This is a genomic window from Treponema denticola, from assembly GCF_024181405.1.
GTDB classification, from domain to species: Bacteria; Spirochaetota; Spirochaetia; order Treponematales; family Treponemataceae; genus Treponema_B; species Treponema_B denticola_D.
Window position 1 is genome coordinate 885758 of the sequence record NZ_CP051302.1, and the last position, 19611, is coordinate 905368.

The window sequence follows — 19611 nt, forward strand, 5'->3', positions numbered from 1 at the left end:
CATAAAGTATTCTATCACATTATTTAAAAAAAAACAATGTAAAACTTACATTTGAGTTCCAAAGGCTTCAACAAACCTTGGAATTAAATCATCAAATTTCCCTTCTATGTACAAGCCTGAAGCCTGTTTATGTCCTCCGCCTCCAAATGATGAGGCAATCTTACTTACATCAATCTTATCTAAGGATCTAAAACCTACCGAACAGTGGCTTGGAGAGTCTTGCCGTACAATACAGATTGCCTCAACCCCTTCTATCGACTGAATCAATTGATACAAAATATCGGAATCCCTGCTTTCAAGGCCGAATTCCAGTAAATCATCATAAGTTTCATACGAAATAACAAGTCTTCCGTCATAATAGGTCTTCATTCTGTTTAGAATTCTGGAAATAAGGAGGCGTGATTCAAATTTTTTACCTCCGTTCATTTTCATAAAGGTTTGTTTTGGATTGGCTCCGGCTTCAATAAGACGGGATGCGTAAGCAAAGACCTCTGCGCTTCCTTCATCCAAATGTCTAAAAAATCCCGTATCCGTGCAAAGACCGAAAAAGAGGGCATCGGCTTCTTCTTTTGTAAGCTTTTCTCCCATTTTTTCAATTATTGACTGAATTAGATAGGTTGTAGAAGGGGCTTCCGGCATTATAAGAGAAGTATCCGATTTTTCGGTATTGGTAGCATGATGATCGATTATGATGTAATTAAAACCGCTGATAAGCTCTGCTATTTCACCTACACGGTCAAAGTTTGAACAGTCAAGGATTATAAGCCCTGTAGTTTTAGGATTTATTTTATCGGAAATTTCCAGCTTATCCGTAAAAAGATGTTCATATTCCTTTATTTCGGTACGTTTAAAAGGTCCCGCCGACATTAAAATACAATTTTTATTTTTTCTCTTCAAAAAGAAAGACATTGCAAGGCAGCTTCCGATACAATCCCCATCGGGCTCTTTATGACCTGCAATTATAAAATTTTCATACGCATTTAAAAATCCCGATAATTTTTGGGGAATTAAAGGTTTCCCGATTGTTGAGCTGCTATTGTTATGCATGTATTCCTCATAAAATTCCTCTAAGATGTTTACCTTAGAGGATATAAATAGCTTAGATTGTGTTGGATATTAAAATTTTAGTTCAAGACTTTCTACGCCGTCAAATTTACTGTCATATTCGCTTGGTGCTTTTAATGCGCCCCAGACCGAGCTTCCCAAATCTCTGGGAGCAGCTATTTTTATATGATCAAATTTTCCGTCTTTAAGATAAAAAGATAAATACGGATTAACTCTGGTGTTTACCAATTCCATTTTAGCTCGCCCGTCTTGGGGTTCAAGCCAAGATTTTGGAATAAAAACTTCTGCATGTTTTAATCCCGCTCTTCGGTAAATAACATAAAAGCCCTTTGAATGTGCAAATATTTTCAAAATTTGAACATTTACATAATAAACATCCGATTCATCGATCTTTTGTGAAAAAGCCGGGGCAATCGTAAAAAGGGAAAAAATTAAAACTAAAAAGACCAAGCTTAATATTGATTTCTTCATATATTCCTCCAGTTACCCCATTATACACATAAGTTATGAATTTTGCAAGCATAAAGGCGTAAAAATCTTACAATATTGACAAAGACTTATAAAAAATGCTATTTTGTTTCATCTAGGAATAAAAAATGGATAAAATTAGTTTATTTGAAGTTAATAATTCGAAATTATTAAATGAATTTGCTCTTTTACCTTTTGAGCTTTATAAGAATGATAGTTCATGGGTACCGCCTATTATAAGCGAATACAAAAAGTACGTGTCCGGAGCCGATAATTCTTTATGTGATGTAGGTCCTCACATAAAACTGATTGCTCAGCTTGATGGCAAAACGGTTGGACGTATTTTGTACGGTATTGATGAGAAATTGAATGACTATAAAAAAATGAAGGTCGGTTACATTTCTCAATTTGAATGTATTGAAGACTATGCTGTTGCCGAAAAAATGCTTAATGCGGCAAAAGAATGGTTTTTACAAAAAGGTATGGATAGAATTAAAGGGCCTCTTTCTCTTCCGGGAGGGGAAGATAACCGCGGATTTATAACCGACAATTTTGAAACCCGTACCTATATAATGAATACCTATAACAAAAAATATTATAACGATTTTTTTATAAAATTCGGATTTGAAAAATATTGGGATTGTTATGCCTATCATGCCCGTTTTGATGATGTAGATGCAAGCCGCTATGTCCGTTTGGCCCCCTTGGTAGAAAAACGGTACGGCTTTCATGTAGATAATATAGATTTAAAAAATAATGTTGAGCGTGAGGCCGGCGATATTCATTCAATCCTCCTTAATTCCGAGCCGGAAGAGTGGGAAGACTTTATGCCTATGTCCCGCAAAGAAATAGATATGGTTGTAAAACAGCTTATTTCATTTGCAGATGAAGAATTGATTTTTATTGCAAGGAGCAATGAGGGCAAGCCTATCGGGTTTAATGTTACCCTTCCTGACTATAACGATGTATTAAAACACCTTAAAGGAAAACTTTTCCCGTTCGGTATCTTTAAATTCCTTTATTACAAGCGTAAGATGAAGCGTCTTAGAACATTTGTTCTATTTGTTGATCCTAAATATCATAATAAAGGTGTTTCAGCAGCTATTTATTCCCGTCTTTACCAAGCGGCTATAAAAAAAGGCTATCTGGAAGGCGAAGGTTCCACTATTTGGGAGTACAATATTCCTATGATTACAGATATTGAGAAAACAGGAGCAAAAAGGGATATAGTTTATAGAATTTATCAATATCATTTAAACCGATAATGTATTATTGATATTGTTTGCTCTTTCTAACCGTAAACGGCTTTACATAAAATATAAATAGTATTATACTCAATATAAAATAAATCTTTAGGATGGTTTATATGACTGTAAATGATAGAATTGCCGCTTTAAGGCAAAAAATGAAAGAGCATTCTTTAAGTGCTTATTTAATTCCGTCCTCTGATCCCCATCAGAGTGAATATTTACCTGAAAACTATAAAACACGGGAGTTTATCTCAGGTTTTACAGGTTCGGCAGGAACTGTCCTTGTTACAAAGGATAAGGCTATTTTATGGACTGACGGCCGGTATTTTCTTCAGGCTGAAAAACAGCTTAAAGGTTCGGTTGTTGAACTTTATAAAATGCTTGAACCCGGTGTTCCTACCATAAACGAGTTTTTAAAATCCGGCTTAAAATCGGGTGAAAAACTTGGAATGGACGGTAAGGTTGTTTCCGTTTCAGGCTTTGATTCCATGGAAAAAGAGCTTGAAGGTATCGAACTTGTTACTAATCTCGACCTAATAGGCGAAATATGGGAAAACCGTCCTCAGGCAGTTTTAAGCAAGGCTTTTATACTCGATGAAAAATACACGGGAAAATCTGCAAAAGAAAAGATTGAAGAAGTCCGCTCAATGCTTGCCGAAAAAAAGGCCGATTCTACGGTTATCGGTGCCCTCGAAGACGTCTGTTATCTTTTTAATGTCCGAGGAAGAGATATAAGATGCAATCCCGTAGTTACTGCGTATGCGCTGGTAGATAAAGCAAGAGCCGTTATTTTTATTTCCGATAAGCAATTAACTGATGATGTTAAGTCATACTTTGCTTCACAAGGTATTACGGTGATGGGATATGAAGACATATTTGCAGAAGCAAAAAATCTTAAAGGAACTGTTTACATAGACCCTTCAAGAACAAATGTTTATCTATACAACCAAATAAAAGCTAAAACCGAAAAGGGGTTAAACTTAACCTCAACTCTTAAAGCAATAAAAAATGAAGTTGAACTTAAAAACTTCGATTATGCTATGGAAAAAGACGGCGCTGCAATGGTAAAAATCCTAAAATGGGTAGAAGAAAATGCCGGAAAGGGTATTACCGAATGGGATGTAAGCGAACAACTCTTAAAATTCCGTGCCGAAGGAAAGGATTTTTTTGAGGAGAGCTTTGAAACTATTGCAGGTTATGGTCCTAACGGTGCCATAATCCATTATTCTCCTTCATCTTCAAATTCTGCAAAGCTTGAAGCTAAAAGTTTCTTGCTTTTGGACAGCGGCGGTCAGTACCTAAACGGCACGACTGATATTACTCGAACCATTAAACTTGGAGAACTTACCGAGCAGGAAAAAACGGATTATACCCTTGTTTTAAAAGCTCATATTGCTCTTGCAAGGGCTAAATTTAAGGCCGGAACCACAGGCTATGCAATAGATACCATCCCTAGAGAGCATCTTTGGGCTTATGGAAGGGATTATAAACATGGTACGGGTCACGGTGTAGGTTATGTTCTTTCAGTTCATGAGGGACCTCAATCTATTTCAGGCAAGTATCTTGATGTTCCGGTGAAGCTCGGTATGGTAACATCTAATGAGCCCGGCCTTTATGTTGCCGGAAGTCACGGTATCCGCATTGAAAGCCTTGTTGTTACCACCGAATTTAAAACAACCGAAGACGGAGAATTCTATCAGTTTAAAACAATAACTCTTTGTCCAATTGATACAAGACCTATTGTTCCCGGAATTCTATCGGATGAGGATATCAAATGGCTCAATGAGTATCACAAAGAGGTCTGTGAAAGGCTGATGCCTTATTTGGATGAAGAGCATAAAGCTTTCTTAAAAGAAAGAACAAAGGCAATTTAACCGATAAAAATGTTTTAAACAAAAAAAATCATTTTTTTACTCGACAAAGTATGAAAAATGAGGTACAATGATATATACTGATATAAACAAAGTAAGGAGTATTATTATGAAAACTTTAAATTGTGATATTTGTAGAAAAGAGCTGGTAAATCCTATTACCGGAAGGACTTACTGGCATATCCGCGAATATGACGTATGCGAAGCTTGCAAGGATGCTATTGAGTTTAAGCTAAGGCCTGTAGTCCGCAAGCATTTTCCATATTCTCAAGACTGGTATGAGCATGAGTTCATAGCCTTGATTGAAAAAGGTATTGCTGCAAGGCGCCCATAAGAGACTATGGTTAAAAAAAGACCCGATATGTGATCGGGTCTTTTTTTTCATGGCTCCATTGACATATTTTGTCTTTTTGTGTAATATTAAAATCTATTTTTTTTAGAAAGAGAGTAAGGAGTTTTCATGTCAGGACATAGTAAATGGGCGACAATTAAACATGCCAAGGGCGCAGCTGATGCTAAAAGAGGTCAGCTGTTTACTAAATTTATCAAAGAAATTTCAATTGCTGCAAAAATGGGAGGCGGAGATCCGGCCACTAACCCAAGACTTAGAACAGCTGTTTTAAAAGCTCGTGCTGCAAACATGCCTAAAGACAACATAGAAAGAGCAATTAAGAAGGGTACCGGAGAGCTTGGAGCTGTAAACTATGAGGAGCTTTTGTACGAAGGCTACGGCCCCGGCGGGGTTGCCGTTTTGGTTGAAGTTTTAACGGACAATAAAAACAGAACAGCCGCCAGTGTTCGAAATATTTTTACAAAGAGCGGCGGAAACTTGGGTGCAACAGGTTCCGTAGCTTATATGTTTAACCGAAAAGGTGTTATAGAGTATGATGCCGAGGTGGTCAGTGAAGAAGCAATTATGGAAGCTGCTCTTGAGGCAGGAGCCGAAGATATTGCAACTGAAGACGGTGTTATTACCGTAACAACCGATCCCAACGACTTTGCTTCGGTTCTTGAAGCTTTACAGGAAAAAGGCTTTGAATCCGTATCTGCTGCCGTATCGATGGTTCCCGATACCTATGTAGCCTTGGATGCCGATACAACTCAAAAAGCCTTAAAGATGATCGATAAGTTGGAAGAAGATGATGATGTTCAGACCGTTTCCTCAAATATCGAAATCCCCGAAGGTTTTGAAATGCCGGAATAAGGTTTAAAAACTTTTTATAAGAAAAGCCCTTGCAGTTTTTGCTTAAGCTGCAAGGGCTTTTTCATTTTACTTAAATCAAATTTTACTTTGTTATAAATTTAAGCAAATCGATTACTCTGTTGGAATAACCCCACTCATTGTCATACCATGAAACAAGTTTAAAGAATCTCTTTTCACCGGGAAGGTTGTTTTGTAAAGTTGCCTTGCTGTCATAAATTGAAGAATGAGGATCGTGAATAATATCGGTAGAAACTATTTCTTCATCACAATAGGCTAAGATACCCTTTAGATAGCTTTCCGAGGCTTTTTTAATTGCCTTATCTATTTCTTCGATAGAGGTATCTTTTTCTGTGCGGATTGTTAAGTCCACAACGGAGCCTGTGGGGGTAGGAACTCTAAAGGACATACCTGTCAGTTTTCCCTTTGTAGACGGAAGAACTTCTCCTACAGCTTTTGCAGCGCCTGTGGTTGAGGGGATGATATTCACGGCTGCAGCCCGTCCGCCTCTCCAGTCCTTGAGGGAAACGCCGTCTACAGTTTTTTGAGTTGCCGTGTAGGCATGAATGGTTGTCATAAGACCTGTTTCAATACCGAAGCCTTCTTTTAAAAGAACGTGCACAACAGGAGCCAGGCAGTTTGTAGTACAGCTTGCATTTGAAACCACATGATGCTCTGATGCCTTATACTCGTTTTCGTTTACGCCCATAACAAATGTTTTAATTGGCTTTGAAGGATCGCTGCTTTTTCCGGGAGCGGAGATAATAACCTTTTTTGCTCCGGCTTCAATATGTTCATAGGCCTTTTCATTTGTATAAATACCGGTGCTTTCAATTACAACATCTATTCCGAGCTCCTTCCACGGTAATTGTGCGGGAGTTAATCCCTTTCCCGATATACACTTAATTTTATGGCCGTTTACTACAAGGACATCATCTCCGTCAGTGCCGATTTTGGCGTCCATCTTGCCTTGAACCGAATCATATTTTAGTTGATAGGCAAAATACTTTGCATCCGTTGAAAGGTCAACCACTGCAACAACATCGAATTTGTCTTTTCCAAGCAAGTTTTGATTTACCAAGGCTTGAAAAACAAGTCTTCCGATTCTTCCGAATCCGTTGATAGCTACTTTCATAAAAAACTCCTTATTTTTATTGTTTTTATATTAACCTATATTGGGTCATATGTCAACTTTATTTAAGCTCATTTTGTTTAGGTGCTTTAGTTAAAGTTTAACACAATACCGGCTTCAGCATTGAAAAAAAACTTTTCTACCCGTTTGCCTGCATTTGTTAAAGAAAAAGAAAATACCGAAGCTCCAAAATTAACAAACCACTCAATATCGTTCGAAACAGAATGACTTATTCCTGTTTCCAATACGATATCGGCTATTTTTTCATTTAGTGATCCTGTCTTTTGAAAATGATTTACTCTATAAATTATATTTAAGGGGATTCTTATTCCCGACGGTTTTGAATATGATACCGTATAAAATCCTATATCGGATATTGAAATATGCGTTTCGTCCGGATTTTCAACAATACTTTTGTTTTTTTGACTCAACTTTATGGATGCAATTATGTTTGGAAATCTCCAGCCCAAATCAAAGTATCCGTCTTGAAGATATACGTTTTTGGTTTTTACCGATGCCAAGGGAATCGAGAAGTTTGTATCCAATGACGTAAAAAATCCTATCGGCAATTTAAAGGATAAGGATGTCCCTAAACCCGGCTGAAAGATTGTACTTACATTTTGATTGTCAAATCCTGCATTCAATACACTTAAAGTCGGTCCTATAGAGATATCTATCATTTCGGTTGCATAAGCTATTCTTCCCCAAATTACGTTTCCTATACCCGGATGTCTTTGAACGGCTAATTTTCCGTTTACATTTTTACCCAGATCTTCATTTAAAATCAACTTAAAGCCAAAGTCAGGTATTTTTCCTGTATAACCCTTTGAGTCAAAGGGCGTGTTTCCCACGTTTATAGATGTCGTAACATCAAGAGAAAACAAAATACTCACGCATGTAAAAAAAACCAAAACACTCAGTATCTTTTTCATTAGTACACCGCCTTTATCGATATTTGTGCCGTTATCATTTTTGATATATCGTTGTAAAGCAGTGGATTTACAGGTAGACGAAAATCGAGTGTAAAGCCGTCTGCTTTTATGGTATAAAAAGGACTGATTAAAAACGAGAAGGGAGTTATCATTGTAGGTTTTAATGGATTTACCGTTCCCATTAGATGGATTCCGCCTTCCATTTTTTTTGTTTCAAGATTTCCAATGCCTACATCAACGCTTAAACCGGTAAAAAAAGAATCTTTTAATAAAGGATCATTGATGCTTTTGGGAAGTAAAAAGATAGGAGATACAAAACAGGCTATGTTTGACCTTATCAAATCTTTTTTTATTCTTGCCTCAAATGATGCATAGAAATTGGAGGTAAAGTCTTTAATATCAATATTTTCGATTTTTATTTCCGCTATACCTATCTCGGTAAAAAAGTCATAGCTGTCATCTGCCTGAAAAAGCATTGCAAGACCTGACCTGATTTTTGTTTTTATCACATTTTTTGGAAAAGAGGCTCCGGCAAAAAAATCAAAGGCAAAAAAGTCAACGGCTCCGCCCATTCTAAAATCCGATTTTATTTGAAGATTATCTCCCAATTTTTCATTCCACGTCAGGTATGTTCCAAGGTAAAAACCGGAAAAAAAGGCTCCGTAAATTCCAAATCCGGTTCCTTGTACAAAATTGCGCGGACGGAAAGCCGAAGCGGGATGATAACGCCTAAATTCAGGATCAGGCATTTTTACTTTAAGGTGTTCCTGTAAAATGGAGTCTGAACCTAAGGTATCATATGTGCCGGTAAATATTGCAAGAGAAAGAGGGCGATTTTGTATTTTAGGAAAATTGAGGGAGGCTCCTAAAAAGCGGAAATTTCCATCGAAGTTCGGATCTTGAGCCTGAGAAAAAAAATCTATAAGCTTGTCAATATTTGCATCGATATTCATATCAAAGTAAAACTTATTAGACGGTTCCATCCTGAGTTTGAGCTGTATTAGAGAGTCGGCGGTTATATATGGTTTGGTAGTTAAGCCGTAAAAAGTATTGGTGTTTTCAAAATGAGGGACCGAAAATCCTTGGGAAAAAACAAGGGAGGTCTTTATTAAAAAGAAGAATAATAAGAATTTTATTTTTTTGCTTTTGATACTCATACCTGCATATTTTACAATAAATTTAAAAAAAAATCTAGTTAAGTTTAAAAAAAAGCTCTTATAAATAAAAAAACTAAAAAAAAGCAGTTTTCTTCTTGACTAATATTGTAAATAGTATAGAATATATGTATGAGTGATTATCTTGATATCAATAACGAAGAACTTTTAAAAGATTTTTTCAGTGAAGCTGAACAACAGGTCGAAATACTTGAAAGCAATGTTTTAGTTATAGAGCAAAATCCCGAGGATCGTAACTCCATTGATGAGATATTCAGAGCTGCTCATACTTTAAAGGGCGGTTCTGCTACGGTAGAGATGTTGGAGTTGTCTAAATTTACTCACGCAATGGAAGATCTTCTTGATGAGATTAGAAGCGGTTCAGTTAAAGTAACCGGAGAAACCGTAGATTTGCTGTTAAAATCCATAGATATAATTAAACTTATGTTGGATGCCAGAGCCTCAGGTTCCATATACTCGGATGATGTGTCCGGTATTGTAAATCAATTAAGATCATTTATTCCTGCAAAGGCAGAAAAAAAGAGCAGTAAGGCTTCGGCACCTAAGGCTTCTGTTCCTGCATCAGTTCCTCCTGTTTCTGCACCGAAAGTTCAGGCTTCGGCTTCAAATTTGGATATTAAAGATTATTTTTCAGAGTATGAAATTCTTGAGTTGGCAGAGACAATCCAAAAAGGTGAAGACTTATATGCCGTTATAGTAAAATTCGATGAATCCAATTTAATGAATTCCGTAGGCGGTATTCAGGTTTTTGCCGCCTTAAAAGATTACGGCAGCGTTTTAAAAACAGTTCCTGATTTTGATGCCTTATATGAAGACGAATTCCATGAAACGGTAATTTACTTTTTATCTTCAGCATCGGATAGCAAAATATTGGAAAAGGCAGCCTTTATAGGCGATGTTACTCTTTCTGCAAGTGCCGAAAGACTTGACATTAAGGATAAAACTCCTGAAAGTCCCAAACCTGCAAAGGCTGCTCCTGCACAGTCTGCTCCCGTAAAAGCTCCCGAAGCTAGCGTTTCTGAGGTAAAAGTTTCCGAAAAAACGGAAGAAAAACCTGTTGAAGATGCTAAAGAACAGCCTTCCAAACCTGAGAAAAAACAATCTCAAACAAGCCCGCAAGGAAGCGGCCATTCATCCGGTTCCATATTGCGTGTAGATGCAAACAGAATAGATTATCTTTTGAACTTGGTAAGTGAGACCGTTATAACTAAGGCCTCTTTAAATCAAAGCACTATTGAATTTGCAGAGCTCTACGATAAATTTCAAAACTCCAGTACAATTTATAAGGATAAAACTAGAAGGCTATTGGATAAGATGCCCGAATACCTCGAAAAAATTCAGCAAGGTTATGATATCAACTCTATAAAGCAGGATGTTTTAAACGAATATTCAAGCCTCTTGGATGTTTTCGGCGATTTTGACTCTTTAATGAAGGCTGCTGTTACAAAGTTTAAGTCTTCATCTCAAAACTTGGGCCGTATTTCCGGCGAGCTTCAAGAAGGAGTTATGAAAATACGAATGGTTCCAATCAGTCAGATTTTCAGCCGCTTTCCCCGTGTGGTTCGAGACCTTTCAAGAGACTTAAATAAAAATGTTCAACTCGTAATTGAAGGTGAAGATACTGAACTCGATAAGTCGGTTGTTGAAGACTTGCTCGATCCTATAATGCACTGTGTAAGAAACTCTCTTGATCATGGTGTTGAGTCTCCGGAGGTAAGAAAAGATCTTGGTAAGCCTGAGCAGGGAATCCTTCTTCTTAAAGCCAGTAACGAAGGCAATATGATTGTTATTGAAGTCGCCGATGACGGTCATGGAATTGATGTTGAAGCGGTAAAGCAAAAGGCTGTTGAAAGAGGAATTTTACACCCGAATAAAAGCCTTACCGATGTTGAGGCCTTCCAGTTGGTTTTTGCTCCCGGTTTTTCGACAAGTAAAACGATTTCGAGCGTATCTGGCCGAGGTGTAGGTCTTGATGTAGTTAAGACTCATATAGAAAAATTAAACGGAACCGTTATGGTAGAATCCGAACCCAATGTCGGAACCCGTTTTATTATAAAACTTCCCTTGACTCTGGCTATTATACAGGGGCTTTTGATCAGGGTAGGGGACGAAGTTTACTCGATTCCTATTACTTCGGTTATAGAAAGTCACAGGGTAAAACCCGATGAAATTAACCGCATAGATAATTATGAAGTTTTTAATGTCCGTGATGAGGTATACAGCCTTTTAAGGCTTAACCGCCTGTTCGGTATTACATCGGCAGAAACCGATGATGACGGATATAATTATATAGTTGTTGTAGGAACCGAAGAAAAAAAAGTAGGTCTTATGGTAGACAGTCTTATTGGTGAAGAGGCTGTTGTAATAAAGCCCTTGAAGGATCAGTTTACTAATTCTCCGGGAATTGCCGGTGCTTCTATTTTAGGCGACGGCTCCGTTTCGTTGATTATAGATGTTGCACAGCTGCTTGAGCTTGGCTTAAAGCAGGAAATGCAGGCTAGGGAGCGCCGCGAGGCTTCAATTTGGTAGGTTAAGGAAAGACATTATGGAAGAAATGAAAGAACTAAAGGTAAATACAGGCATAGGCATAGGAGATACTGATTCTCTACACGAGCAGATGATTGTTGTAGATTTTAAGATGGTAACATTTTCTCTTGCCGGTAAAGATTATGCAATAGACATTATGCGTGTTAAGGAAATAGCAAAGGCCGGAAATTTTACCTATGTACCCAATACTTCTCCCTTTGTTTTGGGAGTATACAACCTCCGCGGTGATATTATTCCGATAATAGATTTACGTATTTTCTTTAATATTCCTGTACCGGCCCGCAAAAAAAACCAGCCTGAAAGTATGGTTATCATAAATGTTCAAGATCAGACCTTCGGTGTTGTAGTTGACTTTATCGATAAGGTTGTGGGTGTATCCAGCAGTACAATTCAACCCCCTCATCCTATCTTCGGCGATATAAATATTAAATATATTCACGGTGTTGTAGAAAACGGAGGCCATCTGTACATTCTTCTTGATGTCGATAAGATATTTGCTTCGCGTCAAAAAGAAGAAGTCAAGGAAGACTTGGCTCCTGTTGCTGCAAGTGTAGTAAAGGAACCTGTAAAGCTTCAAGGCAGCCAATCTTCAGAAAATCTGGATATAAAATTTATAGGCGATACCTTATCTGCTATGGGTAAATTCTATATTTCTGCCGTTAATGAAGATTGGGTCAAGGAAAGGTATTTAGAGTGGAAGGATATGCGTCCTTCAGGAAGCTTGCAAATTCAATCCGAAAAAGATGCCGGAGAATTTTTATCCTCTTTCTTGTCACCTTTTACAAAACGCTTTTGGAATGAGGCCTATATAAATGCCTATTATAAAATGCTTCCGGAGAATACTTCTTCCGTAATTAATGTTTGGTGTATAGGATGCGGGCAAGGATATGAAGCATACAGTCTTGCTGTTCTATTAAAAATGCGCTATCCTCGTGCTCATGTAAAGATTTATGCAAATGATTCAGATTTGTTGGCTATTTCGAATGCTCCCATGCTTTCGGTTCCCGATGATATTGCTTCCGGTATTTATGAGCCCTATATTACAAAGACTGCTTCCGGAAATTTGACATTTTCAAAAGAGATAAAAGATATGATTCTTTTTGAGTACCATGATTGTACTCATCAAAATGCCGTTCCCGATGTAGATATAATTGTTGCAAGGGATGTTTTATCTTTTATGAACCCAAATGTTCAGAGAACCCTGATAGAAGAATTTAGGGAAAAACTTAAGGATTCCGGACTTATAATTCTGGGTCATAATGAGGCAATGCCCAAGCAGGACGGCTGGCTGAGAAACAGCTCAGGTGATATTGTAATTTTTACAAAAGAATAAATATAAAAGGATAAGGAGAAATAAATGCGTGTAGAGTATATTAATCCGTTTAGCGAAGCTGCTTACAATATCCTGTCACAAGTTTTAAGTGAGGATATAAAACGCGGTGACTTGTACCTAAAATCGACTTGTATGCCGGTTATGGGCGTCGCAGCTATTGTAGGTCTTGCCGGGGATGTTGAGGGCCGGGTCATCTTTGATATGACCTTGGATACGGCTTTAAAGATTGCCTCTGCAATGAATAACGAGGAATTGGCAGAATTTGATGAGCTTGCTCGCGCAACGATTACGGAATTGGCTAATCTTATTACGGCTCAGGCTGTAACAAAGCTTCATGATTTAGGATTTAAGTTTGACTTAACTCCTCCGGCTCTGTTTACGGGCGAAAACATGAAGATATCCAATAATGATATCGAAGCTTTAATTGTGCCGATGACGGCTCCGCAAGGTAGAGTAGAAATCAACGTTGCAATTCGTGACCGAGTATAAAAAAGTTAAAGGAGTTTTATTATGATATCGAAACAGGACTTTCCCAATATTAACGAGAGGGCACCTGAAGGGAAAAAACCGGATGGAACGCCTTACAAGATTTTGGTTGTTGATGATTCTATATTTGTTACAAAGCAAATAGGACAGATATTGAATAGCGAGGGCTATGAAGTTGTTGCTACAGCTGTTGATGGATTTGAGGGCGTTGAAAAATATAAAGAATTATGCCCCAATGTTGACCTTGTAACAATGGATATTACGATGCCGAAAATGGACGGTTTAACCGCCTTGGAACAGATAATGGCATTCGATAAAAATGCCAAGGTAGTTATGATAAGTGCTCTGGGAAAGGAGGAGCTTGTAAAAAAAGCTCTTTTACTTGGAGCCAAGAACTATATCGTAAAACCGCTTGACCGCAAAAAAGTTTTGGAGCGTGTCGCCGGTGTTCTAGGTATTTCCTAATCTTATAAAAGAGGCTTAAATCCCATGGTTTAAGCCTCTTTTTTTAGTTTTATAAGTCTGTAACGCTTGTTTGCTTTTAAAATAGTATATGTATTGCTAAAACTTTTTTTGAGAGATTTTTTTAAGTTGTAAACGTGATTATAGATGCTGTTTTGTTTTGAAGGAATTTTTTCTCCCCAAAAAATTGTGCTTATCTCTTCATCACTTAACCCTTTTTGTCTGTTTATAAGTAAGTGCTTTAGCAAGATTCCGGACTTTTTAGGCAGGCTGTAAATATAGTCCTTATTAAGATCCGGCCGTCTTTTACATTTTGAAAGAATTATTTTGAGGATTTTTTCATTTCTTTTTATGCTTTCATGTATTCCTGAAGAGCTTACTATATTGATATTTTTTATATTATAGCAATCTTCATGAAAATAAGTGCAAATTGTAATATCCTTGTATATCTTTTTTATCAATCGGGCTTCATTCAAACTATAATGGGCCAATTCTTTTGTTGCTACAATGATGGCATCCAATTCGGGATCCAAATAATTACATATAAATTTACTGCCGTTTTCTGCAGCAATAGTTATAACTCCATGATTTTCCAGCTTTTCACACAAAAAGGCGAGAGTTTCTATTTTTCTATCAAAAACCAACACTTTCATAACACCCCTTTTATCGGAAAAAATATCCTATCCCTTAAAAACTTTTCAATTCCTAATGACAAACAAGCAAATAAATTGTATAATCTCTTATATGTACATGTTAAAAGGATGTTCGGGCTATGTTTCTTAAAAATCTTGAAATTTTCGGATTTAAGTCCTTTCCCGATAGAGTAAAAATTGAATTTGCAGATGGTATAACAGCCCTCCTGGGACCCAACGGCTGCGGGAAAAGTAACGTAGTAGATGCAGTAAAATGGGTTTTGGGAGAGCAATCGTCCCGTACTTTACGGGCCGACAAAATGGAAGACGTTATTTTTAACGGTACCGAAAAGAGAAATCAGCTGAATATTGCAGAAGTAACCTTAACTATAAGCAATGAAAAGGGCCTCTTGAATTTGGATTTAAGCGAAATAGCTATAAAGAGGCGTCTTTATCGATCCGGGGAAAGCGAATATTTTATCAACAATCAGCCGGCAAAGCTGCGTGAAATTAGAGAACTTTTTTGGGACACAGGTGTCGGAAAGGCTGCATATTCCGTTATGGAGCAGGGCAAAATCGACCAGATCCTTTCGAGTAAGCCTGAAGAAAGGCGTTATCTTTTTGAAGAAGCTGCCGGTATAACGAAATTTAAGGTAAAAAGACAGGATGCCGAACGAAAGCTCGAAAAAACCCAAGAAAATATGAAACAGATTGAAGCTGCTTTGGCCGAGGTCCGAAGATCCTATGATACCTTAAAAATTCAGTCTGAACAAACAATTAAATACCGCGAGCTAAAAGATTCCGTTTTTGAACATGAAAGAGATATTCAGCTTTTACGCTTAAAAAGTTTTGTAGACGGTCTTGCCGCAAAAAAACAGAGCCTAAAAGAAGCTTCCGAAAAAAGAGATTCAATACAGGAGCAAATTGACGGTATTCACGGGCTCCTTTCGGAAAATATGGATATTGTAAATGGAATGGAAGAGAAGCTTAATGCTTACCGAACAAAGGTATTAAACCTGGCCATAGAACAAAAAGGTAAACAGGAGCAGGTTCAAATTTACAATAAACGCCGTTCCGAGCTTAAGTTAAAGCTTAACCAGCTGGAGGCAAAGACCTCTTCAACCAAGGAAAATATTGAAGGCCTTGAGGACGATATTTCCGAAAAAAATGCCGATGTTTTTGAGTTTAAAAAACAGGTTTCTGCAATAGAAAAAAATGCCGAAGACTTTGAAAAAAACATAGACTTGGCAAGTCATAAGATTACTTCAAACAAGGAAGAAGTAAAAAGGCTTGAAGAAAATATAAAAAGGCTTGACGATATGAGAGGGGATATGGAACTTGAATTAAAGTCCATAACCGAAGATATCGTTACCGAGCTTGATAAAAATTTAAGATCGGCGGGTTATTCTTCTACAAATCGCTTGGAAGCCGAAAAAGACTTGGACGGGGCTTTAAACCGGTTAAAGGTTTTAGTTACGGGAAAAAAAGCTATATTTTCCGACTTTGCCTCGATAGAAAATCATTCTGCAGATGATGTAAAAAAATTCGCAGAAGACTCCGTTCAAAGTTTTTCTTCACTTTTATCCATAAGCGATGAAATTCAAAATGCCCTTGAAAAATATAAAAAATCTTCGGCAGGCTTTATTGATGACTTTTTGGCTCCTGAAGGTATTATTACCAAAAAAAGAGCCGTCGATGCCGCTATCTTGGAAAACAGGCAATCTATCGAAAATAACCGTACTAAAATTGCCGCTCTGATAGAAGAAAACAACGAGCTTTCAGTCAAGATAAACGACTATCGCAAAACCCTTGAAGACTTGCGTGTAAACAGAGCCAAGGTAGATGCTCAGGCAAAAAATGCCGAAGATCAGGTTAAACTTTTAGAGCGGCAGCTTTCTTCAGAGAAAAAAATACTTCATGACCTTGAAAACGAATTTTTTACCGAAGAAAAACAATTAAAGCAAACGGAAGAAGATATTTCGGAACTTGAAGGCGAGATAAATTCTTTGGAATATGAGGGAAGAAAGATAAGTGCCGAGCTTGAAAAACTTGAAAATGAAATTTCGATAAAAAACTCCGACCTTGCCAGTAAGAGGGGAAAGGTTGATAAGCTTACCGCAGAGCTTTCAAAAGCAAACTCTCTTTTGGAAAAATTCCATTTGGATCTTGCAGGGATTGAAGCCGATATCCGTAACACAAAAGAAAATTTTAGAGAAAAACATTCCCGAGAGCTTATGGAATTTGAGGAGAGGATGTTTACTATTACCTCATCGGTAAATGATCTTAGGGACAGTCTTTCTTCGATTAAACAAAAGCTTGATTCTTTAGGACGGGTAAACTTTATGGCTCCCGAAGAATTTGAAAGCGTTAAAGAACGCTATGAATTTTTAACTAAACATATAAGCGATCTTGATAAGGCCCGTGCAGACTTGCAGAGGATTACGGACGAGATTACGGCCGAATCCACCGAACTTTTTTTGGACACCTACAATAAGATTAAAAAGAATTTTCATAATATGTTTAGAAGGCTTTTTGGAGGAGGAAGGGCTGAAATACGCTTAACCGATCCGAAAAATGTGCTTGAATCGGGAATAGAAATTTTTGCACAGCCTCCGGGAAAAAAACTTGAAAATATCAGTCTGTTATCGGGCGGAGAAAAATCTATGACTGCGGTAGCTCTTTTATTTGCAACCTATATGGTTAAGCCTTCCCCGTTCTGTCTTCTTGACGAAATTGATGCAGCCCTTGATGAGCAAAACGTTACCCGCTTTGTTACCACGCTTCGTGAATTTGCAAATGTAAGTCAATACATAGTTATCACTCATAATAAAAAGACTGTTTTAGGTGCAAATGCCATGCTGGGCGTTACCATGGAAGAATCCGGTGTTTCAAAGGTTATAGCCATAAGGCTGGATAATGAAACGGAACTTGAATCAAAAACTATAGACTTGGTTAATGAGCCCTTTGTAGAAGAAGATGTTGAACCTGAGGAGGGAGTTTATATTCCGCCTCATCCGCCTAAAAGGATAAAAACCGTAAACGATGAGGAGGAAATTTCAGAAAATGATAGACCTCAAGAGTAAAATAAGCGGTATTTTTAAAAACATGCAGGTTTCTTTTTCTCATCACAGAAAGCCGGTTATTATAACTGTATGTGCCTTGATTTTTATCTTAACGTTAAGCCTCCTTTTGATTATATTTTCACAAAAAAAAGATGATGCATCATATTCCGAAACAAAAAAAGCTGTCTTATCATCTAAAAATTCCGATTTTAAATCCGGTAAGGTAGACACGGATAAACTGCAAATTATAGATGAACCCCTTTACCTTCCTCCTATTCAGTTTTCTCGGGAACAGCATAAAATATGGGAAAAAGAAGAGGTTGACTATTGGTATGAGCCTCCTGCCGAAAAGGATATGGAGGAACTGCATAAACAGAACAAAAAAATTGCCGATAAAATACTGGAGGCGGCTCCATGAAATCGATACGTTATATATTAATATTATTTTTGATTTTTATCTTTTTGAATTCCTGTGCAAGTACTAAAAAAAATACAGGCGAAACTTTAGATAAAAAAACTGAAGCTACGGTTTCAAGTCCTGCCGATACTGATACTTCCAAGGATTCTGAAAATGCTAAGAATTCCGAAAAGATTATAATCATGAAAGTACCTGAAGCCGAATCGGTAGAATCCGTTTCCGATCCTAAGCCTGTTGCCGATAAACCGGCATTGGAGCTGATAGTTGATACGGAAGATGAAAATGAACCTGCCTCATCAAATAATGAAGCCGGCTCATCGAAAGATACGGATTCCAAGTTACCTTCTGTAATTGAACCGGAGCCTTTAAAGAAGCCTGAAGAAAAAAAGCCTCAGGATTCGGCGCCTTCAACATCTAATCAGTCCACCATAAGCGTGCCTGATAAAAAACAAATAGTAAAGCCGGCCGATGATCCTAATAAGGTTAATAAACCTGAAATTAAAAAAGAATCTTTAGAAAAACCCGTAATAAGTTCCGATAAAGCTCCTACAGCTGCAGAAACAAAACCTTCTGTTCCGGAAGTTTCCGGCATGTCCAATGAAGATAATTCAGATAAGAATATTGTGAACGAGGAAAAAATTAAAGATGGTAGTGAGCCCGCCCGCGTTTTTTCGGAATTTCCAAGTACCGAACCTGATGACTCAAAAGAAGAAAAAGCCTCCCGTTCAGTAAAGCTTTATACGGGGCAGAGACTTGAAGTTGTATACCCGGGAGAGGGTTGGGTGTATTTAGGTGAGTCCACTGCACAAAAAGGTATAAAGTATCAACAAAGAAAACTTCAAAGCGGTACCTCTATCTTCCATTTTGGAGCCGGAGATGAAGGCTCATATATTCTTAACTTTTCATATTTTGATGTTTTTTCGGATAACTTTATTTCGGATTCTATTGCCGTTCATGTTGAAAAAGCAAAAACAAAGCTTAATAATACGGTTAAAGCATCTGACTATAAGGGGCCTATAAACGCTCAGAAAGAAAATAAACCTGATTTAAAAAATGAAAGTAAATATGGTACTGATAAAGGGAAGGTTAATAATGATACATCTTCATCTAAGACATTGGATGAAGTTTCGGCCGGAACACCGTTAAAGGCGGAGTCTTCAGTTAAAAAAAGAGAGAATTCCAAGGTTTATGATGCTCCCGATCTTTTAACCGTAACCGAAAAGTCGGAGTCTAAAACATCAGGACAGGACTTTAAATCGGCTTCAGAGTTGTTGGATATGATAAGGGGCTATATTTCGGAAGGAAATGCAGCAAGTGCTCTAAATTCGGCAGAAGATTTTTTTAAAAATTATTCGGTAAATTTGGATGAGGCCTTATTTTTACGCGGTCAAGCATACGAGTTAAACGGACCGAATAAAAACGTAAAAAAAGCCTTGGAAGCCTATCAAACCCTAACTAAGGCCTATCCCGAAAGCAAATTTTGGGATAAAGCAGACGCAAGAATAAGGTACATCAAAAAATTCTATATCGATATAAAATAAAATTTAGTAGTAGTTGTAAACTATAAGGAATTATCC

17 protein-coding genes are annotated in these 19611 nt (G+C 37.5%); 11 read left to right on the top strand and 6 right to left on the bottom strand.

Annotated features, from left to right (window positions below; genetic code table 11):
• Positions 1 to 45: 45 nt before the first annotated feature.
• Both HGJ18_RS04050 and HGJ18_RS04055 read right to left on the bottom strand, forming a co-directional pair.
• On the bottom strand, positions 46 to 1047 hold the full coding sequence (locus HGJ18_RS04050; protein WP_253697806.1) for a DHH family phosphoesterase: 1002 nt from the start codon (positions 1045 to 1047) through the stop codon (positions 46 to 48).
• 69 nt (positions 1048 to 1116) lie between these two features.
• A complete protein-coding gene (locus tag HGJ18_RS04055; RefSeq protein WP_253697807.1) occupies positions 1117 to 1536 on the bottom strand; it encodes a hypothetical protein in 420 nt (139 codons plus the stop codon).
• Positions 1537 to 1661: 125 nt separating this feature from the next.
• Between HGJ18_RS04055 and HGJ18_RS04060 the strand changes: the two genes are divergently transcribed.
• The 4 genes from HGJ18_RS04060 (at position 1662) to HGJ18_RS04075 (ending at position 5858) form a co-directional block, all read left to right on the top strand.
• Positions 1662 to 2798, top strand: a complete 1137-nt coding sequence (locus HGJ18_RS04060) for a hypothetical protein (protein ID WP_253697808.1) — start codon at positions 1662 to 1664, stop codon at positions 2796 to 2798.
• 101 nt (positions 2799 to 2899) lie between these two features.
• Positions 2900 to 4657, top strand: coding sequence for an aminopeptidase P family protein (locus tag HGJ18_RS04065; protein WP_253697810.1), 1758 nt, complete (start codon positions 2900 to 2902; stop codon positions 4655 to 4657).
• 106 nt (positions 4658 to 4763) lie between these two features.
• Positions 4764 to 4988, top strand: a complete 225-nt coding sequence (locus HGJ18_RS04070) for a hypothetical protein (RefSeq protein WP_253697811.1) — start codon at positions 4764 to 4766, stop codon at positions 4986 to 4988.
• 126 nt (positions 4989 to 5114) lie between these two features.
• Positions 5115 to 5858 (top strand): YebC/PmpR family DNA-binding transcriptional regulator, encoded by a 744-nt coding sequence (locus HGJ18_RS04075; RefSeq protein WP_002668967.1) that lies wholly within the window; start codon positions 5115 to 5117, stop codon positions 5856 to 5858.
• Between the two features lie 82 nt (positions 5859 to 5940).
• Here HGJ18_RS04075 and gap read toward each other — a convergent pair whose 3' ends face one another.
• From gap to HGJ18_RS04090, 3 genes are all read right to left on the bottom strand, one after another.
• On the bottom strand, positions 5941 to 6990 hold the full coding sequence (gene gap / locus HGJ18_RS04080) for a type I glyceraldehyde-3-phosphate dehydrogenase (protein WP_253697813.1): 1050 nt from the start codon (positions 6988 to 6990) through the stop codon (positions 5941 to 5943).
• Between the two features lie 86 nt (positions 6991 to 7076).
• A complete protein-coding gene (locus HGJ18_RS04085) occupies positions 7077 to 7919 on the bottom strand; it encodes a hypothetical protein (RefSeq protein ID WP_253697814.1) in 843 nt (280 codons plus the stop codon).
• Positions 7919 to 9076 (bottom strand): hypothetical protein, encoded by a 1158-nt coding sequence (locus HGJ18_RS04090; RefSeq protein WP_366793427.1) that lies wholly within the window; start codon positions 9074 to 9076, stop codon positions 7919 to 7921. The genes HGJ18_RS04085 and HGJ18_RS04090 overlap by 1 nt, the downstream gene beginning before the upstream one ends.
• A 129-nt stretch (positions 9077 to 9205) precedes the next feature.
• On the opposite strand from HGJ18_RS04090, the gene HGJ18_RS04095 reads away from it, so the two are divergent.
• Genes HGJ18_RS04095 through HGJ18_RS04110 form a run of 4 tightly spaced genes read left to right on the top strand, consistent with a single transcriptional unit; the run spans position 9206 to position 13925 of the window.
• Positions 9206 to 11623, top strand: a complete 2418-nt coding sequence (locus HGJ18_RS04095; protein WP_253697818.1) for a chemotaxis protein CheA — start codon at positions 9206 to 9208, stop codon at positions 11621 to 11623.
• Positions 11624 to 11639: 16 nt separating this feature from the next.
• Complete coding sequence (locus HGJ18_RS04100; protein ID WP_253697819.1) at positions 11640 to 12974, top strand: CheR family methyltransferase; 1335 nt, start codon at positions 11640 to 11642, stop codon at positions 12972 to 12974.
• Positions 12975 to 12998: 24 nt separating this feature from the next.
• On the top strand, positions 12999 to 13463 hold the full coding sequence (locus HGJ18_RS04105; protein WP_002668974.1) for a chemotaxis protein CheX: 465 nt from the start codon (positions 12999 to 13001) through the stop codon (positions 13461 to 13463).
• A gap of 21 nt (positions 13464 to 13484) precedes the next feature.
• Positions 13485 to 13925, top strand: a complete 441-nt coding sequence (locus HGJ18_RS04110) for a response regulator (RefSeq protein WP_002668975.1) — start codon at positions 13485 to 13487, stop codon at positions 13923 to 13925.
• A gap of 29 nt (positions 13926 to 13954) precedes the next feature.
• On the opposite strand, the gene HGJ18_RS04115 is transcribed toward HGJ18_RS04110, so the two are convergent.
• Positions 13955 to 14575 carry a helix-turn-helix domain-containing protein gene (locus tag HGJ18_RS04115; RefSeq protein WP_253697821.1) on the bottom strand — a complete coding sequence of 207 codons (621 nt, stop codon included), beginning with the start codon at positions 14573 to 14575 and terminating at the stop codon, positions 13955 to 13957.
• 119 nt (positions 14576 to 14694) lie between these two features.
• Here HGJ18_RS04115 and HGJ18_RS04120 point away from each other — a divergent pair, with 119 nt between their 5' ends.
• The 3 genes from HGJ18_RS04120 to HGJ18_RS04130 are packed head-to-tail and all read left to right on the top strand — an operon-like array spanning position 14695 to position 19575.
• On the top strand, positions 14695 to 17637 hold the full coding sequence (locus tag HGJ18_RS04120; protein WP_253697823.1) for an AAA family ATPase: 2943 nt from the start codon (positions 14695 to 14697) through the stop codon (positions 17635 to 17637).
• A complete protein-coding gene (locus HGJ18_RS04125; protein WP_147624318.1) occupies positions 17618 to 18034 on the top strand; it encodes a hypothetical protein in 417 nt (138 codons plus the stop codon). Before HGJ18_RS04120 ends, HGJ18_RS04125 begins: the two co-directional genes overlap by 20 nt.
• Entirely contained in the window at positions 18031 to 19575 is a 1545-nt protein-coding gene (locus HGJ18_RS04130; protein WP_253697825.1) for a DUF8523 domain-containing protein, read from the top strand. Before HGJ18_RS04125 ends, HGJ18_RS04130 begins: the two co-directional genes overlap by 4 nt.
• Positions 19576 to 19611: the final 36 nt, after the last annotated feature.

What these genes read in the sequence shown, in the direction of transcription:
- HGJ18_RS04050 (WP_253697806.1), bottom strand. Translation starts at nt 1,047, where the DNA reads ATGCATAACAATAGCAGCTCAACAATCGGGAAACCTTTAATTCCCCAA.
- HGJ18_RS04055 (WP_253697807.1), bottom strand. Translation starts at nt 1,536, where the DNA reads ATGAAGAAATCAATATTAAGCTTGGTCTTTTTAGTTTTAATTTTTTCC.
- HGJ18_RS04060 (WP_253697808.1), top strand. Translation starts at nt 1,662, where the DNA reads ATGGATAAAATTAGTTTATTTGAAGTTAATAATTCGAAATTATTAAAT.
- HGJ18_RS04065 (WP_253697810.1), top strand. Translation starts at nt 2,900, where the DNA reads ATGACTGTAAATGATAGAATTGCCGCTTTAAGGCAAAAAATGAAAGAG.
- HGJ18_RS04070 (WP_253697811.1), top strand. Translation starts at nt 4,764, where the DNA reads ATGAAAACTTTAAATTGTGATATTTGTAGAAAAGAGCTGGTAAATCCT.
- HGJ18_RS04075 (WP_002668967.1), top strand. Translation starts at nt 5,115, where the DNA reads ATGTCAGGACATAGTAAATGGGCGACAATTAAACATGCCAAGGGCGCA.
- gap (WP_253697813.1), bottom strand. Translation starts at nt 6,990, where the DNA reads ATGAAAGTAGCTATCAACGGATTCGGAAGAATCGGAAGACTTGTTTTT.
- HGJ18_RS04085 (WP_253697814.1), bottom strand. Translation starts at nt 7,919, where the DNA reads ATGAAAAAGATACTGAGTGTTTTGGTTTTTTTTACATGCGTGAGTATT.
- HGJ18_RS04090 (WP_366793427.1), bottom strand. Translation starts at nt 9,076, where the DNA reads ATGAGTATCAAAAGCAAAAAAATAAAATTCTTATTATTCTTCTTTTTA.
- HGJ18_RS04095 (WP_253697818.1), top strand. Translation starts at nt 9,206, where the DNA reads ATGAGTGATTATCTTGATATCAATAACGAAGAACTTTTAAAAGATTTT.
- HGJ18_RS04100 (WP_253697819.1), top strand. Translation starts at nt 11,640, where the DNA reads ATGGAAGAAATGAAAGAACTAAAGGTAAATACAGGCATAGGCATAGGA.
- HGJ18_RS04105 (WP_002668974.1), top strand. Translation starts at nt 12,999, where the DNA reads ATGCGTGTAGAGTATATTAATCCGTTTAGCGAAGCTGCTTACAATATC.
- HGJ18_RS04110 (WP_002668975.1), top strand. Translation starts at nt 13,485, where the DNA reads ATGATATCGAAACAGGACTTTCCCAATATTAACGAGAGGGCACCTGAA.
- HGJ18_RS04115 (WP_253697821.1), bottom strand. Translation starts at nt 14,575, where the DNA reads ATGAAAGTGTTGGTTTTTGATAGAAAAATAGAAACTCTCGCCTTTTTG.
- HGJ18_RS04120 (WP_253697823.1), top strand. Translation starts at nt 14,695, where the DNA reads ATGTTTCTTAAAAATCTTGAAATTTTCGGATTTAAGTCCTTTCCCGAT.
- HGJ18_RS04125 (WP_147624318.1), top strand. Translation starts at nt 17,618, where the DNA reads ATGATAGACCTCAAGAGTAAAATAAGCGGTATTTTTAAAAACATGCAG.
- HGJ18_RS04130 (WP_253697825.1), top strand. Translation starts at nt 18,031, where the DNA reads ATGAAATCGATACGTTATATATTAATATTATTTTTGATTTTTATCTTT.